This is a genomic window from Flavobacterium sp. T12S277, assembly GCF_048514875.1.
GTDB lineage: Bacteria > Bacteroidota > Bacteroidia > Flavobacteriales > Flavobacteriaceae > Flavobacterium.
This window is the reverse complement of record NZ_JBLYEG010000002.1, coordinates 92,987-110,524: the sequence shown is the minus strand read 5'-3', so window position 1 is coordinate 110,524 and position 17,538 is coordinate 92,987. Positions and strand designations below refer to the sequence as shown.

Below are 17,538 nucleotides of genomic sequence, written 5' to 3'. Positions count from 1 at the left end.
ATAGCCTAATGCTTAAAGCTTATGGCTTTTAAAGTACATTTAAAACTTGTTCTTTAATCTTTTCCAGTTCATCTTTCATCATTACAACCAATTTTTGCATTTGTGCATGATTCGATTTTGAACCCATGGTATTGATCTCGCGACCCATTTCCTGAGTGATAAATCCCAGTTTTCTACCATTGGCTTCTGTACCTTTAATAGTTTCAAGGAAATAATCTAAGTGATTGGTTAAACGAACTTTTTCTTCGGTAATATCAAGTTTTTCCAGATAATAAATCAATTCCTGCTCGAAACGATTTTCATCCACATTTACTTTTAATTCTGAAATAGCAGTTTGTAAACGGTCTTTGATGGCTTTTACACGTTCCGGATCAAGTGCCAGAGCGTCGTTCATATATTGACGGATATTCGATATTCTAAGATTGAATTCTTTCTCAAGAGATTCGCCTTCGTCTTTTCTGAAAGTCAGAATGTTTTCTAAGGCTTCTTCAATGATTCCCTGGATTTGCTCCCAGTCATTTTCGTCAATTTCTTCACGTTCTGTTTTTAGTGTATCAGGCATGCGAACGGCCATCTTCATTAATTCAGTTTCGTCGGCATCCGGGTAAACTTCTCTTAGCTGAGCAATGTAGTTTTTTACAACAGGAACATTTACTTTAGTTGAGGTTTGTTCAGAAGTACTTTCAACGTAAATTCCGAAATCAATTTTTCCTCTTTCTAGTTTGGTAGAGATTTGAGTTCTTAAACCTAATTCCATTTCGCGGTAAAGCGAAGGCATTCTAACATTTAAATCTAAACCTTTGCTATTTAAGGATTTTACTTCAACGGTAATTTTTTTTGTAGGCAATTGCAAAGAAGCTTTGCCAAACCCTGTCATAGATTGTATCATATAATTGAGTATAAAGGCGCAAAGATAAATAAAAGTTTGCAGTGTTTGGCTGTAAAATGCTAAAGTGTTAAGCGTAAAGCTTTTTAAAGTTTTTTACCACAAATTTCACAAATTTACACAAATTCCGGAGCTTAAATGCCGGAATAACACGAACCTCAAATTTGAAACAAATTGGAGAAAATGAAGTTGCATGTAATTACTGAAAATTTGCGCAATTTGTGGTTAACTTTTTTACTCTAAAGCTTTCATTACCTGCAGGATGTTTTGCTGGCTGTTGCCGATATAAATTTTGCCATCAATGATAAAAACCGGACGACTTAAGAAAGTATAATGTTCTAAGATGTATTTCTTAAAATCGGCCTCGGTTAAAGACTTGTTTTTTAAGTCCATTGACTTGTACAATTGTGCTTTTTTGCTGAATAAAGCTTCGTAGCTACCCGAAAGCTGGTACATTTCTTCAAGTTCTTCGGTAGTAATCGGATTTTGTTTGATATCGTGAAAAACGAGATTGTTGTCTTTGGGTAAACCTTTAATGATTTTTCGACAAGTGTCGCAGGAAGCCAGGTAGTATATTTTGTTCATAATTTTAAATTTAAGAGACTACAAAGAAAATTCATTTGAAACTTAAAATTGCCTAATTTTAGAAAAAAAATAAATATATGAACTCAGTTTTTGAAGTACAAAAGACCATTAGAGAGATTCTTTTGAAAGTTTTAGACCATCATTCATTAGAACAGTTAAACAAAATTCCGCCGGGATTTAATAATAATATCATTTGGAATATTGCACATTGCGTTGCTTCACAGCAGGCTCTGGTTTATAAATTATCGGGTTTGCCGGTTACCATTTCGGAAGCGTTTATTGCCAAGTACCGAAAAGATACTAAACCGGAAGGAGACGTGTCGCAGGCAGAAGTAGATGAAATACGTACGTTGCTTTCGACTACTTTAGAACAGGTTGAAAATGATTTTGCAGCAGGTATTTTTGTTCAGTACAACGAATACACAACCAGCTTAGGATATACCCTGAAAAACATAAACGGGGCATTAGATTTTAATAATTATCACGAAGGCGTGCATACCGGAATTGTAATGAGTATCCGCAAGTTTGTCTAGACCTTAAAAGACAACAAACCCGACAGTTTTTAAAGCTGTCGGGTTTGAATATTAAATTTTTTATTACTCTACTATCGTTTCAATAGTCACTTTCATAGCACCACTTCCTTTGCTTTTAGTGATTTCCATAAAGGCTCTTTTAGATAAATCGAGTTCTCTTGTTCTCACAAACGGACCGCGGTCTGTAACCTTTACAATTACAAATTTTCCATTGGCCTCATTGGTAACTTTTATTCTGGTTCCGAATGGCAGTTTTTTGTGTGCTGCAGTATAAGCGCTGTTGCTGAATCGGCTTCCGTTGGCTGTTTTTTTACCGTTAAAACGGTCAGCGTAGTAGGAGGCATGTGCATTCTTCTTGTAAGGTTTTAATTTTAAACCTTTATCAGTAAAAACAGAATCGGTTGGTATTGCGATTAAATTAGGTCTGGCAGTTTTGACAGTATCCTGAGTGATTTTAGGTTCAGTAGCTGGTTTTGTTTGACTTATGACATAGGTAAAACAACTTAAAAAAGTGATAGTAAGTGAAGTGAGTAAAATATATTTTTTATTTCTCATGTTTTATTTTTTTTCAGACTTGGGAGTTTGTACAAATAATATGCCGAGATAAAAAAAGCCCTAATTTTAGGGCTTTAATTGGTTTTTTTTAGAACCATAGGTTCCATGGGATTCTACTTAATATAAGTAATAATCCTAATCCGTAGAAAATAGCGAAAGTTTTAAATTTCGCTTCGCTATTCACTAATTTTTTATGTTTAGACCACCCGATAGTGATCAAAATGATAGCTATAATGTTGATTAAAGGATGCTCTAATGAGGTAAGTCTAAGTTCTGCATTAGACATTTGTCCAAAGGCAGCTTTTCCTAAAGGAGATACAAAATAAAGAATAAGACCAATCAGTAATTGTGTATGAGTTCCGATCAAAGCAAACAGTGCAATTTTGCGGTCTTTGCCAGTAAAGTCTTTTTTAGAAGTAAGACCGATGATGGCATTTACAACAGCAATTAATAAAAGCAACAGTGCTAAATAAGCCCAACCTGAATGGAACTTTTGTAGAAAATAGTACATAAATTGAATTTTTTGTTAAAACAAATATAGCAAAAAAGGCATAAAAAAAACGGCATCAGACTAAAAGTCAATGCCGTTTTTGGTATTTATTTAGATTCTAAATATTAGAAATCGTAACGTAGAGAGAAGTTCCATGTTCTTCCGAAACCAAAGAAAACCTGGTTTACGTTTGCAACTCCATTGTAAAGCATTCCGTTAGAAGCGTAAGTTCCTTTTGAACCAGCTGGTTGACCAGTAGCTACAGGAAGGTTGTCGTCAGCAAAAGTATTAGTTCTTGATTCAGCAATGTAAAGTTTGTCTAATACGTTGTTAACGTTTAATCTGAAGTTAACTGATTTGTCTTTGTCTTTTCCTACTAACATTTTGTATGAAAAACCAGCATCTAATAAACCGTAAGAAGGCAATTGTAATGCTCCTTTGTTGTTTGGATCTGCAAAGTTAATCGGGCTTAATCCAGCGTACAATTTATCGTTAAAGTTGTAGTTTGCATCAAGAGTTACTCTTGTTAAAACTTCGTAAGCAGCACCTAATGAAGCTGTCATTTGAGCAGCATCACCTACTTTTACTTTGTCCATGTATACTGTTGCAGCAGTGTATCCAACTACAGGAGAGTTATCTGCCTGATTGTATGCGTTAACAGTAGCATTTCCTTTGTATTCCCAGATTCCGTAAGAGATCATACCTGTTACTTTTAATCTGTCAGTGATGTTAGAGCTTCCTTCTACTTCAATTCCAGAGTGTACCTCGTTTAATCCTAAGTATTCAGTGTAAGTATTTGGGTCAGTTGGCAATGCATTACCTTTTAAGTATCTGTCATTCCAAGTTGTGTTGTAAACGTTAACTGTAGCGTTAAAGAATCTTGAACGGAAACCGTATCCAGCCTCAAATCCAACAATTTTCTCGTTAGTAAGGTTAGGGTTTACTGTCGATCTGTTGTTTGGATAAACTGAGTTAAAGAATGGTTGTCTTGAGTAGTAACCAGCGTTTACGTAAACATTACTTTTTTCGCTAAGGTTGTAGTTAGCACCCCCTTTTACGTTTCCTCCTAAGATGTTTTTGTAAGGAGTAGAAGCTAATGGATCAGTTGGTAAGTAAACGAAGTCATCTTCTCTTTTGAATCCTTGTTGAGAAACTGCTCCTTGTACGAATGCAGTTAAATTGTCTTTAGAGTACTCTAATTGAGTAAACGCACCATACCATTTTACTTTTCCAGTACTGTTGAATGAAATTTTGTCATATTGTCTTTTGTCAAAAATATTCCATTGTACGTTTGTAGCAGCTGTAGTTGTAAGACGTCTTCCAGTTGGTTTCAAACTTGCCATGGTGTTGTCAAAGAATTCACCTCCGCCTAATCTGTCGTTAACAACAGTAAAGTGGTATCCAGTATATGTTCTTGCATCAAGACCGAAATCTAAAGTAAGTGTGTTTGATAATTTTTTGTTCAGGTTAATAACCGCTCCAAACCAGTCATGAGAGTTGATAGATGAAGTTTGTGAAATACCTGATGTAGTGTTGTAAACATATGGAGATGCAGTAGTTCCTGCTCCAGTTCTACCAGTTGAAGAACTGTTTTGGTAAACACCACCAATTTGTGTTCTTGTTCTGTTTGCACCGTTAAAGTTAACTTGTCCGGTACCGTTGTTCCAAGCTTGGATTTTGTTGTAATCAACTAAACCATTAGGTGTTAAGAATACTGCACTGTTGTAAGTGTTTCCACCAATACCACCTGTTGCTCCTGCACCAGCTCCACGTCCCATAGACGCATAAACTACAGTTGAAAGTTTAGTAGTTTCATTGATTTTATAGTCCCAGTTAAAAGAAGCTACCGGTTTGTGGTAGTAGTTTTTTCTGATGTTGTAAGATTCACCATTTAAGAATCCTGCGTCAGCGTTATATCTGATGTTTGGATCTCCATTGATACCATATTTTTGGTAAGTAGCAATCGTAGGTACAGTAGATCTTTGGTTGTGCCATTGTGGCGCTCCTGTTACTGTAAGTTGGAAGTCATGCTTGTCGTTTTTTGTTCCGTATCCTAAAGCTACATAGTAGTTAGAACCTTCAAATTCAGTTCCGTTCACGTATCCGTCTCCCATTGTTTGAGACAATAAGATAGAAGCAGAAAGACCATTTGCTAATTTTCCAGTACTGTATGAACCTTGAACTTTGAAGTTTCTTCCGTTTCCGAAACCAGAAGAGAAAGATCCTCCTTCTTTTCTGTCAGAAGCTTTAGTTACAATGTTGATAGTTCCTCCAACAGATGGAGTTACCAATTTTGAAGCTCCTAAACCTCTTTGAACCTGAATAGCAGAAGCTACCTCAGATAAACCAGACCAGTTACTCCAGTAAACAGAACCATTTTCCATGTCGTTAACCGGCATACCGTTGATCATTACAGCGATATTGTTTTGGTTAAAACCACGAATGTTGATTCTTGAATCTCCAAAACCTCCACCCGCTTTAGTAGCGTATACAGAAGGTGTGTTTCTTAAGATCTCCGGAAATTCCTGAGTTCCAAGTTTTTCCTGAATTTCAGCAGCTTTAATTGTAGATACTGCTACAGGCGTTTTTCTGTCTTTTGCGATGTCGACGATAGTGCTTTTTACAACAATCTCGCTTAATTCGTTAGAATTAGAAGTTAAAACGATGGTTCCTACGTTAGCTGTTCCACCCGATACTGAAAATTTTACAGTCTTGTTTTCGTAACCTAAAAAAGAAATAACGATTTCTCCTGTACTTGTTGTTGCATTAAGAGTAAATTTACCATCAAAATCTGTAGAAGTAGCAACTGTAGATCCTTTAATGACTACGTTTGCTCCTGGTAATGAGCCTACCCCATCGGTAATCATACCAGAAATTTTTCCTTGAGAAAATGCGGTTGAAACTATCATGAACAATAGTCCAGTAAGTAACCAATTTTTCATTGTCTTCATTTGTTATTTAGTTTATTGTTTTTGGCAAAATTATAACAATTAAATCAGATAGTGTTATCAAAATGTTAAGAAAATTAAGTTTTATATAATGTGTTGCGCATTAAAATGATTTTTCTATTTTTTGTTAGATAAAATGTACTTCTTTTAAATTTTTAGGCATTGATTTTGTTAAAATCGTAATAATTGTAATAGTCTTGTAGTGCTAAACTTGCAAGAACCAGTACTTTAGGCCGTTTTTGAGCTGTATTTGTACGAAAAAACGCCTTAATTTTTATTAAATCAAGGCGTTTCAGTATGTTGCGTTAGAGGGCTTTTGTTAATTTTTTTTGTGCTTCAAAAAGTGATTTAACAAAAAAGAAGTCGAGCTGTCGTGATTTTTTACAGTCTTGGTGTTAATTTCATCCAAAATAGAATTCGCCAATTGTTTTCCTAATTCTACTCCCCATTGATCATAACTGAAAATATTCCAGATGATACCCTGCACGAAAATTTTGTGTTCGTACAAAGCGATCAGTGATCCCAGACTTTTCGGAGTTAGTTTTTGTATTAAGATCGTGTTTGTTGGTTTGTTTCCGGTGAAAACTTTAAAAGGTAACAAGTAAGAAGCTTTTTCGGCCGATAATCCTTGTTTGTCAAATTCTGCCTGAACCTGTGCGGCTGTTTTTCCGTTCAGCAAAGCTTCAGTCTGAGCAAAGAAGTTTGACATTAGTTTGTTGTGGTGATCCTCATTTCCGTATAATGGTTGGACAAATCCGATGAAATCTGTCGGAATCAATTTTGTACCCTGATGAATCAATTGGAAAAACGCATGTTGAGAATTTGTTCCCGGCTCTCCCCAGATGATTGTTCCGGTTTGATAGTTTACTGGTTTTCCGTCGCGTCCAACACTTTTTCCGTTACTTTCCATGGTTGCCTGTTGCAGGTAAGGGGCTAATTTTTGAAGGTATTGGGTATATGGAATCAATGCTTCGTTTTCAGCACCAAAGAAATTATTGTACCAAATGCTTAGTAAGGCCAGAATCACAGGGATGTTTTCGTCGAAAGCTGTTGTTTTGAAATGTTCATCCATTTCATTGGCTCCTTTTAACATTTCGTTGTAGTTGTCAAAACCAATTGCCAAAGAAATGCTTAGACCAACAGCACTCCATAAAGAGAATCTTCCTCCAACCCAATCCCACATTGGGAATACATTGTCAGGATTAATTCCAAATTCGGTTACTTTTTGGATGTTGGTAGAAACAGCAACAAAATGTTTGGCGATATCTTCCTGAGAAGCCGACTTCAAAAACCATTCTTTAATGGTTTCAGAGTTCGATAAAGTTTCCTGGGTAGTAAAAGTTTTGGAAACAATTAAAAACAAAGTCGTTTCCGGATTCAGCTTTTTGATTACTTCGTTTACATGATCGCCATCAACATTGGATACAAAATGTAAGTTTAAGTGATTTTTGTAAAACTGTAAGGCTTCAACTGCCATGACAGGTCCAAGATCAGAACCTCCAATACCTATATTTACGACATCTGTAAAGGCTTTTCCGGTGAAACCTTTTCTTTCTCCTGAAATTACTTCGTGGCTAAATTGTTTGATTTTGTTTTTTACTTCGTAAACTTCCGGAATTACATTTTCACCATCTACTTTAATAATTGCCGATTCCGGTGCGCGTAATGCAGTGTGCAAAACGGCTCTGTTTTCGGTTTGGTTGATGATTTCTCCTCCAAAATATTGTGAGATGGCTTCTTTTAATCCAATCGAGTTGGCTAATTCCAATAAAAGAGAAATGGTCTCCTGGCTGATGTTGTTTTTAGAATAATCAACAAGGAAGTCATTCCATTGTAAATTGAACTTTTCAACGCGAGTTTTGTCTTGTTGAAATAATTCTTGTATCGTAGTTTCGTGAATTGCGTTATAGTGGTTTTGTAGATTTTTCCACGCTTCAGTCCCGGTTGGGTTTGTTGTGTTTAAAGCCATTTTTTGTTTAATTGAGAATGCGGTTATAAAAAACAAAAATACTGAAATTAGTTTTTAATAGTGTAACGCTTCACGATTATATAACAATTAGTTACGAAAACGATATATGTGTTTATTTGGTCTTATTTTTTGCCATTATGATGACAGCACCATTGTTTTCTTTTTCATTGTAAATGATGCGGCTGCTGTTTTTATTTAGAAAATCGAGACTAATAATGTCAGATTTTTTAAGAGGTAATAATATGGTGTCTTGTTTTTTGTTGTACCTAAAAGGAACTCCGTTTATGACGATTAAAGGCGATTTTTCGATTAGATCTTCTTCAAATGCCCGGTGGATTGATTCCGCAACAAAGTATTTGTTTTCTTTTTTATCGCTTAAAATAAAAGTGTGGGGGTTATTGGAGCAGCCTATTGTTATTGCACAAGAAAGTAATAATAGTATCTGTTTCATTCGGGAAGTATGAAGTGGTGAGATAATGTTTGAAACAGCAGTGTTATTTACCATATTTTCCACCAGGGCTTTTTATTGATTTCAATTTGTTTCCTGGCTTTGTTGATTTCTATTCTTTTTGGGGCTTCGGTTTTTATGGTGGAATCATCAAAATAGAATTCGCCGGTACTGCTCATGCCAACAGGGGCTTTTGTTTTTTCTTTCCAATCCTCCGTTTGAAGTTCGGGTATTAAAGACGAGTTGATTTTAGCGGCAAATTTTTGCTTAGCTTTTTCGCTAATTTCTTCTTCAAGATTTGAAGTTGAATTTTTGAAAAGTGGAAGCGAATTTCCGGGAATGTTCAGCAGGAAGATTTGGGTTTTGTTGCCGATCTTATAAATGTCTAATACTTTAAAGAAAGAATTGTCGTCTAAAAGAGCATGTCCGTTTTTTACCGAATCAGGATTAAACTTGGATAAGTCTCTCGCTCCGGCGCTTGCGATCAAAAATCTGCAATTGCCCGAAAGCCCGCCGCCAAGAAAAGACATGTCTGTAAAATCTTTTTCTTTTAGTATTTGCCCAATCTGATAAGCGGCAACTAAGTTGTCGTTTAAAGTAGTGTCTCTGTAGAATAGTTTTAAATCTGAAAAAGTTTCATCAAGAATGTCTTTAATGCGTTTGTTTTTCATGTTTACTTCTATTTTAAAGATAAATACGGATTCTTATAGATTTCCAATACTGTCCAGTTCTCTCTTCAAAGGTTCGATTTGTTTGAAGAAACGGGTTTTGGCATTTCCTGTTAAAGACTCTCCGGTTGGTAAGTTGAGTCTCAAAGCATCAACCTGAACGCCATTTTTCCAGAATCGGTAACATACATGGGGTCCTGTCGCAAGACCGGTGCTGCCCACTAGTCCGATAGTTTGTCCCTGAGTAACACGCTGACCGCGTCGAACTAAAATTCGGGACATGTGTAAATATTGAGTGGAATAAGTTCCGTTGTGTTTTACTTTTACAAAATTTCCATTTCCTGCGGTGTATCCTGTTGCTTCTACCGTTCCCGACGCAGTTGTCGAAATTGGTGTACCCGTTGGAGCGGCATAGTCGGTTCCTTTGTGTGCTTTCCAGGTATGCTGTACCGGATGAAATCGGTTTGCGGTAAATCGGGAAGTGATTCGGCTGAATTTAATCGGAGTTTTTAAGAAAAAGTTTTTCAGTGTTTTTCCCTGATCGTCATAATATTCAATTTTCCCTAAAGTTGTATCTCTTTCAAAAGGAAAAGCATAGATGATTTTGCCTTTGTACTCAAAAAAAGCGGCTTGAAGATCTTCAACGCCATCATAGGTTTTGCCATTGATAAAACGTTCGGTAAAAATTAAACCGTAACGATCTCCCTTTTTAAGTTTAAAAAAGTCAATAGACCACGAGAATACTTTGGTGATTCTGCCGGCAAGTGCTGCTTCTACACTTTCGTTTCCTAAGGTTTCAGATAGTGAACTTTTTAAAACTCCCCCAATGATTTTGCGTTTTAAAATGACTGGTTTTATTTTTTTGTATGCTTTTGCAATACTGTCTCTAAAGTCAATCACATAATAGGTAAGGGCATCCGGCTGATAAATAAAAACCTGCAGCTTGTTTGTTTTGTTTTTAGAACGAAGTACTGTATAAGGTTTGTTGTATCGAATGGTTCTTACGTTAAAAGAATCTTTAATTTGTTCTACAACATCGTAGACTTTTTTATCTCCGATATTTTGCCCCTGAATGATAGATCCAAAAGAGTCTCCTTTTTTAATGGTATCGTGAATGACATTGAAGTCGGCGTAATTAAAACCAAATTCTACTTTTTTAGTTTTTGGTTTAGTGATTTTAGTTTCAACTTTTTCAGCGGTTTTGTTACATGAAAATATCGAGAATAAAACGATTATAATTACGAATGCTTTTTTCAAACTTTTAAATTTTTTAGGAAATTAATTGGCTGCTTCATTTCCCCAATTGGACAATTCTTCTTCGGCCCACAATTTAGGAAAAAAGATGCGTCTTTGGTATTTTGGGTGCATATATTTTTGCCAATCACTTCCGCCGGTAGCTTCTCCGTTTCCTTTTCCGCTTTCCAGTATGTATTTTCTTGCAGTGTTTAGGTGCTGCATGACCCAGGTAATGTTTACCGTTTTGTCGTAATGACGCATGGCATCAATTAACTCTTGGTTTTGTTGATCTTCTAAAGGTAATTGCGTGAATTTTTGCCAGATGTTTTTTGATTTAAAAGTAGACATCTGTCTCAAAAACTGGTCTTTGTATTTGTTTTCAAATTCCTGAAGCAGGTATGATTTCTCACCCGTCTGATAATCTTTTCCGGCAGCCTGCCAGTACAGATGTTCGAAGCTGGTTTCTAACGGAGTGTTTTCGTCAAAGTTGGGTTTGTATCTGCGATCGGTTAAATTGATGACATCGGTCGAAGCAAATTCAATTAATCTGTATTGTGCGCTTTGAAACCCGCTGGCCGGAGTCAGTGTATTTCTGAATTTCATGTATTGGTCAACTTCCATTCCGTTTTCCATGATGCTGAATGAATTGGTCAGCATGTCAAAGTATCGGGTGATTCTTGAAAGTCTTTCGCTGAAAAAGGCAACCTGAATGTTTTGTGTATCGGCAATTTGATCAATTTCCCACAAAATCATTTTAAAAATTAACTCGTTTACCTGATGGTACATGATGAAAACCATCTCGTCAGGTAGTGTAGTGCGTTGTGTTTGTAAGCTTAAGAGTGCATCGGTCTGAATGTAATCCCAGTAGGTGATTGGTTTTGACCAAAGTAATCCTTCTAATTGTACATCAGTTTTTTGATTTATAGCTTGGTATTTAAGGTCAATCTCTTTTAAAATTGATTCTGAATGATCAGTAGGGTTCATTATTTTTTTGCTTTAAATGGATTTTTTAATCCTTTGTATTCGTCAAGATCCGCTTTAAGCGATCCGACAGCCAGATCTGCTTTTATGCGTATCGGAACTTTATTGTCGTCGTCTGTGATCCAGAGTGTTACGCTTTCTTTTTCTTTAAAAACTCTTCCTGTTTGTACTAAAGGCTTGAAGACCATCGTAGAAACGGTGCCAAATTTAGTTGTAATATCTTGACGGCCTACATATTTTAACTTAAATTTTGTGATTTCATCGTCAAAAAACATATCAATTGTAATGGCTTCTCCCGATTTTAATTTGTCGATACTTGGGTGGTTTCTCAGGTAATAAAAAGAAGAGATGATATCCTGTACATTAGGAGTAATTACTATCGTTTTCTCTGTTTTTCGTTTGTAATCTTTTACCAAAACCTTGCTTTCGGGCTGATCGAAAAAGCCTTCCTGGTTTTTGGTGTAACCGCCTTCGTTTATTTTTCGTACGTAGCGATAAGGGTCTCCGTTTTGTTTGTCAAAATAACTCTCGTAAAGATCTTCCACTTTAAAGAAAAATTTTGACATTCCGGTAGTGTATCCTTTTCCCACAGCGTGAAACACTTTTTTATTGTTGATTGTCGCATCTTTAATTTCGAGTGTCGCATAGCCGGCATTGATAATTCCGTAATGGATTCTGAATTTGAAGTATTCTCCAGTATCAAAAGCATTTTCTTTTTGAGTGTCGAAACTTAAGGTAGTGAGAATTAATAGGAGTAGAACTAATTTTTTCATAGTACATTTTTTACATTCCATTATAAAGATAAATAAATGCAAATTTTATTCCAAATGTACCAAAACAAAAAAACTCCGTCAAGGAATGACGGAGTTTTTATGCTATTAACTAACCAAAAAACTATAAATTATGAAATTTATATCAATTCGGAAGGAAACCACCCCTTCCTGATTTGCGAGTGCAAAGATAGATACAAAGTTCAAAAAATAAATGTTAAAAAGTGAGTTTAACATAACATTTGCATAAAAACCATCGTTTTACAGAGAATTTTTTTGCATAATGTAAAAAAAATGCGTTTTTATAGCGTTCCTCTCAATTCCTGTTCTCTTTCGATTGACTCAAAAAGGGCTTTAAAGTTTCCTGCTCCAAATCCTTTTGCGCCCATTCTTTGAATAATTTCGAAAAATAGGGTTGGTCTGTCCTGAACAGGTTTCGTAAATATTTGCAACAAGTAACCGTCTTCGTCTGCATCGACCATGATGGCTAGCTTTTCAATTTCGTTAATGTCTTCTTTCATCATGTCCATATGCACGCCTAGTCTTTCAGGAATTGCCTGGTAGTAGGTGTGAGGGGGAGCAGATAAAAATTCAACACCTCTTGCTCTCAATTGTGATACGGTTTTAATGATGTCATCTGTAGCAATGGCAATGTGCTGGATTCCGGGACCGCCATAGAAATCTAAATATTCTTCGATTTGAGATTTTTTCTTTCCTTCTGCCGGTTCATTAATAGGGAATTTGATTCTTCCATTTCCATTCGACATTACTTTACTCATCAATGCTGAATATTCTGTGGTAATTTGTTTGTCATCAAATGACAAGAAATTTACGAATCCCATAACGTCTTCGTAGAATTTTACCCAGGTATTCATTTCATTCCAGCCTACATTTCCAACCATATGGTCGATGTATTTTAAACCGGTTGGTTCCGGATTGTAATCCGATTTCCATTCTTTATAACCCGGAAGGAAAATACCGTTGTAGTTTTTTCTTTCTACGAAAATGTGAACCGTTTCTCCGTAAGTATAGATTCCCGAACGGATCACTTCTCCAAATTCGTCTGATTCAACCGTTGGCTCCATAAAAGAACGGGCGCCACGTTTTATCGTTTCTTCATAAGCACTTCTGGCATCTTCAACCCAAAGAGCTGCTACTTTTACACCGTCACCGTGTTTTTTAAGATGTTCGTGTATCGGTGAATCCTGTGTTAAAGGTGTTGTTAGAACGATTCTGATTTTGTCCTGCTTTAAAACATAAGAGGCTTTGTCTTTTACTCCGGTTTCCAGTCCGGCATAAGCTAATGACTGATACCCGAAAGCCGTTTTGTAATAATGTGCCGATTGTTTGGCATTACCAACGTAGAATTCTACATAATCGGTTCCTAATAATGGAAGGAAATCCTGTGCTCCTTCAAATATTTTTTCTAATCCGTATTCTACTGATTTTACTTCTTTTGACATGATGTTTATTTGTTTAACCGGTTAACCGTTTAATTGATTGAACCGAAGTGTTGTTTTTAAGATTTGTTTTTTACCGCAATGCACGCGAAGTTATTTCGCAAAGTTCGCAAAGTTGTTATAGCGATCTTCGCGTAAAATCCTTGCGAACTTTGCGGTTAGATCGAAAGTGGAATTACTCCGTCCAGGACTTGTAATACTGACCGTCATCAAGTCCCATGGCTTCTTCAGTAACCATTAATGGACGGAAAGTATCAACCATAACGGCTAATTCCTGAGTTTCTTTGTGACCAATGCTGCGTTCCATCGCACCTGGCGCGGGACCGTGTGGGATTCCTTTTGGGTGTAAAGTGATATGACCCTGCTCAATGTTGTTACGGCTCATAAAGTCACCGTCCACATAATAAAGTACTTCATCAGAATCAATATTACTGTGGTTGTAAGGTGCCGGAATTGCTTTCGGATGATAATCGTAAAGTCTTGGGCAGAAAGAACAAACGACAAAAGTGGCCGTTTCGAATGTTTGGTGTACCGGAGGCGGTTGATGAACACGTCCCGTTATAGGCTCAAAATTATGAATGGAGAATCCGTATGGGAAATTGTAACCGTCCCAACCCACTACATCAAAAGGATGTGTGGCGTAAACCACTTCGTGAATCATGCCTTCTTTTTTGATTTTAATTAAAAAATCACCTTTTTCGTCATGTGTTTCCAATTCGTTTGGCAAAATAAAATCGCGTTCGCAAAACGGCGAGTGCTCTAAATGTTGTCCAGATTGGTTCTTGTAACGTTTTGGGGTGTAAAAAGGAGAGTACGATTCGACATAAAAAAGTCGGTTTTCTTCCGTCTCAAATTCTATTTGGTAAATAATGCCTCGTGGAATAATTAGGTAATCTCCATATTCAAATGGGATGTTTCCCAACATGGTTCTTAATTTTCCTTTTCCTTTGTGGATGAAAAGCATCTCATCGGCATCGGCATTTTTGTAGAAATAATTTCGAAGCGATTCTTTAGGCGCAGCCAATCCAATAATACAGTCTTTATTGACCATCATGGCTTTTCGGCTGTCCAGAAAATCATTTTCCGGTTTTAATTCAAAACCTTTAAAAAGTAATGATTTTATGTTTTTTCCGATGGCAATTTTAGGCTCAACGGAATAAGAGTTTAAAATTTCTTTTACCTGAGTAGGTCGGTGTACGTGATACGACAATGAAGAATGTCCGTGAAAACCTTCGGTTCCAAATAATTGTTCGTAGTAGAAACCTCCGTTAGGTTTTTCGAATTGTGTATGTCTCTTTTGAGGGAAGTCTCCAAGTTTATGATATAATGGCATGGCTTTTCTATTAGATAATTTGAAAATTAGATAATTTGAAAAATTTGAATTGTGTGAACAGATAATCAGCTCAATTCTTATAATTGACTAATTATCTCAATTCGATAGCTTCACTCAGGATTTCTCTTGATGAGGAATTGAAGATACTCTAATAAACCTGTCCATTTTGTTTTCATTATAACAAATGTCGTAATTTTTGCTGAGTAAAATTATAAATTATATCATTTATAAACATGATTTATTTTACTTTTTTTTGATATAATTTTTAAATGGCAAAAAAATAGTACAATTTTATTGAATTATTCTTGGCCTTAGTGCTAAAATGAAAATCCAATACTAAACCAGGTGTAGCTTTTAGACAGCTCAGGCGACCAGGATTGCTTGATTTCGATTGGGCCAATAATGGTTTCTAATCCATAACCAACCGCGTATCCGGAGTATTTTGGCATCGAAATCCAGTCGACCTTAGTAAAAATATCGTCTCCTAAATTGGCGAAATTGGCAGATAAGTTAACGTGATTCTTTTTAAAAATTTCATAATCTAAGGTAATAGCGGTTTTGATAAAGCTATTTCCGGCTATACTTAGAAAGTCATATCCATAAAAATAATTGAAGTTATTGATTTTGCTGTAGCCATACCCTCCAAGGATAAAATCGAAAAACGGAACGCTGTCGCTGCCAATATTAAATCCGGCATCGGCTTCAATTTTTACGGTAGCTTTTCTGAACAGTGTTTTTGCAAATGCAATTTCGGCCTGTGCAATCGAGAACGGTTTAAACTGATGGGTGTAATCGGATGACGCCAGATAGGTTTGCAAGTCAGTAGAGAAATACAAGCCTGAGTGTGGAAAACTCTTTTTGTCAAACGAATCGTATTTTAAATAACCAAAAAGGCTAAAGTAGTTGCTCTTTTCGATAATGTTCCCTGTAGTGTTAAGTGTAGGCGAGTTGATTTTTAAATATTTGTGTTCAAAACCACCGCCCATGAGGAATTTTTGCACAAAGATGGTTTGAAAATAAGCCTGATTGGTGATGTCTAAGAAATCAACGTTAATGAGGTTTATATTTGGAGTCTGTGTGGTTAAGGTGCTGATGCTTGTGGTAACATTTCGATTGAATTGGTTCAATCGGGACTGAAATCCAAAGCTGATATTAAAACCGTTTTCTACATAATAATTGAAATCGTACCTAAAGTTATCTCCCAAAATAACGTCAATAGAAGTAACGTCATTTTTTAAGAAGGTTTTTTTATGGGTAAGATTGAGCAGGATACCACTTTTGTAAAGTCCGTCATAATGTAGGCCCAGTTTTAAAAAAGTCTGGGTTGGGTTTTCTTTCAAAACGATATCAAGATTGTCCTGCTGCTCATTCGGCTCCAGGCAATACGATATGGTACTAAAGTTCTGAGTAGCATTCAGATTATTGATTCCGGTTTTAAGATCGTTGTAGGTGATGGTGCTTCCGGGTTTAAAACGAAGTTTTCCGCGAATGTATTCTTTGGTGTAATTCTCAAGGTTTTCGCTGTTTATTTCTTTGATCTCGAGTGTGTCGGTGACGATTTTTAGTTTTGGTTTTTTATAAAAATGCGTTTCATCGGTCAAAGATTTAATTCTTTCATAAACGGCAAAGGCTGCTTCTTCTCCTTTTCGGATGATTTCTTCTCCTTTGTCAAATGAAATTACGCCATAATCACGAATGTCCGGTTTGATGTAAACGTCGGTATCCTTGATTTTACTTTTCATTTTATCAATAGATTGCAAATTGGTAATCTGTACCAGTATTTTAGTTGCGTTTTTAAGGTTTTTGCGGTTCATAAGATCGTCCTGTACATCTACACCAATAATAATATCGGCACCCAGGTTGCGCACTTCTTTGATGGGATAGTTATTGACCACACCACCATCAACCAGTAAATTGCCATCAATTTCAACAGGGGTGAACAGGGAAGGGAATGCTGCACTTGCCATCATGGCCTGAACGAGGTTTCCTTTGTTCAGTAATACTTCTTCCCCAGTTTCAATATTGGTACCAATACACAAAAAGGGGGTCGGGAGTTTGTTGAAATCGCGTACATGACGTACATTTCTCGTAAGACCGCTTAACAAATTATAGTTGTACATTCCTTTGGAAAGCGCTTCCGGAATTCCGATTTTGAAGTTGCTGAAAGGCAAAACGATGGCGTATAGTTCGTCATTTTTTTTACCATAAAAGTTTTTGGACGAACGCGGAATGTAATCGTTGATGAGTTCGTCGAAGTTGGTCTTTTTGAAAATGGAATCGATTTGTGTTGCATTATAACCGGAAGCATAAAGTCCGCCAATTATAGATCCCATACTCGTACCGCCAATAAAATCGATTTTGATTCCGGCTTCTTCGAGAACCTTTAGCACTCCAATGTGTGCAAATCCTTTGGCTCCTCCACCGCTTAAAACCAATCCGATTTTTGGTCTTTTCAGACTGTCTTTTTTTTGTTCCTGCGAGAGTATTTTTTGCGGATTGAACAGCAATACTACAAAAAGTAAGAGGCTTGCACTCCACATGGAAAAGGACAACTGCGAAATACAAAGCGCCTTTCCTTTCTGGAAGAAAAGAGCAACTTTAGAAAAATCTTTTTCCAGTGAAGAAAAAGAACGTTTCGATGTGGTATTTTCGTGGGGCAGTCGATCAGTACGCATA

At 36.4% G+C, this 17,538-nt stretch carries 15 protein-coding genes; 1 reads left to right on the top strand and 14 read right to left on the bottom strand.

The genetic code is table 11. The features are described 5' to 3' along the window. Window positions 1-28 precede the first annotated feature (28 nt). Both ACN1CN_RS04685 and ACN1CN_RS04680 read right to left on the bottom strand, forming a co-directional pair. Window positions 29-889 (bottom strand): YicC/YloC family endoribonuclease, encoded by an 861-nt coding sequence (locus ACN1CN_RS04685; RefSeq protein ID WP_264525617.1) that lies wholly within the window; start codon window positions 887-889, stop codon window positions 29-31. Window positions 890-1,120: 231 nt separating this feature from the next. After that, entirely contained in the window at window positions 1,121-1,471 is a 351-nt protein-coding gene (locus tag ACN1CN_RS04680; RefSeq protein WP_291286098.1) for an arsenate reductase family protein, read from the bottom strand. A 77-nt stretch (window positions 1,472-1,548) separates the two neighbouring features. Between ACN1CN_RS04680 and ACN1CN_RS04675 the strand changes: the two genes are divergently transcribed. Next, window positions 1,549-2,004 (top strand): DinB family protein, encoded by a 456-nt coding sequence (locus ACN1CN_RS04675; RefSeq protein WP_419134823.1) that lies wholly within the window; start codon window positions 1,549-1,551, stop codon window positions 2,002-2,004. Window positions 2,005-2,067: 63 nt separating this feature from the next. Here ACN1CN_RS04675 and ACN1CN_RS04670 read toward each other — a convergent pair whose 3' ends face one another. The 12 genes from ACN1CN_RS04670 to ACN1CN_RS04615 form a co-directional block, all read right to left on the bottom strand. Further along, window positions 2,068-2,559, bottom strand: a complete 492-nt coding sequence (locus tag ACN1CN_RS04670; RefSeq protein WP_264525614.1) for a septal ring lytic transglycosylase RlpA family protein — start codon at window positions 2,557-2,559, stop codon at window positions 2,068-2,070. Between the two features lie 88 nt (window positions 2,560-2,647). Next, a complete protein-coding gene (locus tag ACN1CN_RS04665; protein ID WP_264525613.1) occupies window positions 2,648-3,070 on the bottom strand; it encodes a hypothetical protein in 423 nt (140 codons plus the stop codon). Between the two features lie 104 nt (window positions 3,071-3,174). Continuing rightward, window positions 3,175-6,000, bottom strand: a complete 2,826-nt coding sequence (locus ACN1CN_RS04660) for a TonB-dependent receptor (protein WP_419134822.1) — start codon at window positions 5,998-6,000, stop codon at window positions 3,175-3,177. A gap of 316 nt (window positions 6,001-6,316) precedes the next feature. Next, window positions 6,317-7,966 carry a glucose-6-phosphate isomerase gene (pgi, locus tag ACN1CN_RS04655; RefSeq protein WP_419134821.1) on the bottom strand — a complete coding sequence of 550 codons (1,650 nt, stop codon included), beginning with the start codon at window positions 7,964-7,966 and terminating at the stop codon, window positions 6,317-6,319. A 112-nt stretch (window positions 7,967-8,078) separates the two neighbouring features. Next, window positions 8,079-8,417, bottom strand: a complete 339-nt coding sequence (locus ACN1CN_RS04650; protein WP_419134820.1) for a hypothetical protein — start codon at window positions 8,415-8,417, stop codon at window positions 8,079-8,081. A 47-nt stretch (window positions 8,418-8,464) separates the two neighbouring features. After that, window positions 8,465-9,085 (bottom strand): hypothetical protein, encoded by a 621-nt coding sequence (locus tag ACN1CN_RS04645; protein ID WP_419134819.1) that lies wholly within the window; start codon window positions 9,083-9,085, stop codon window positions 8,465-8,467. Window positions 9,086-9,118: 33 nt separating this feature from the next. Beyond that, window positions 9,119-10,339 carry a peptidoglycan DD-metalloendopeptidase family protein gene (locus tag ACN1CN_RS04640; protein WP_419134818.1) on the bottom strand — a complete coding sequence of 407 codons (1,221 nt, stop codon included), beginning with the start codon at window positions 10,337-10,339 and terminating at the stop codon, window positions 9,119-9,121. Window positions 10,340-10,360: 21 nt separating this feature from the next. After that, on the bottom strand, window positions 10,361-11,302 hold the full coding sequence (locus tag ACN1CN_RS04635) for a tryptophan 2,3-dioxygenase family protein (RefSeq protein ID WP_264525607.1): 942 nt from the start codon (window positions 11,300-11,302) through the stop codon (window positions 10,361-10,363). After that, window positions 11,302-12,072 carry a DUF3108 domain-containing protein gene (locus ACN1CN_RS04630; RefSeq protein WP_264525606.1) on the bottom strand — a complete coding sequence of 257 codons (771 nt, stop codon included), beginning with the start codon at window positions 12,070-12,072 and terminating at the stop codon, window positions 11,302-11,304. Before ACN1CN_RS04630 ends, ACN1CN_RS04635 begins: the two co-directional genes overlap by 1 nt. A 299-nt stretch (window positions 12,073-12,371) precedes the next feature. Further along, window positions 12,372-13,532: a 4-hydroxyphenylpyruvate dioxygenase gene (gene hppD / locus ACN1CN_RS04625; RefSeq protein ID WP_264525605.1), complete on the bottom strand. Its 1,161-nt coding sequence runs from the start codon at window positions 13,530-13,532 to the stop codon at window positions 12,372-12,374. Between the two features lie 172 nt (window positions 13,533-13,704). After that, entirely contained in the window at window positions 13,705-14,862 is a 1,158-nt protein-coding gene (locus ACN1CN_RS04620; protein WP_264525603.1) for a homogentisate 1,2-dioxygenase, read from the bottom strand. A gap of 317 nt (window positions 14,863-15,179) precedes the next feature. After that, complete coding sequence (locus ACN1CN_RS04615) at window positions 15,180-17,537, bottom strand: patatin-like phospholipase family protein (RefSeq protein ID WP_419134817.1); 2,358 nt, start codon at window positions 17,535-17,537, stop codon at window positions 15,180-15,182. Window position 17,538: the final 1 nt, after the last annotated feature.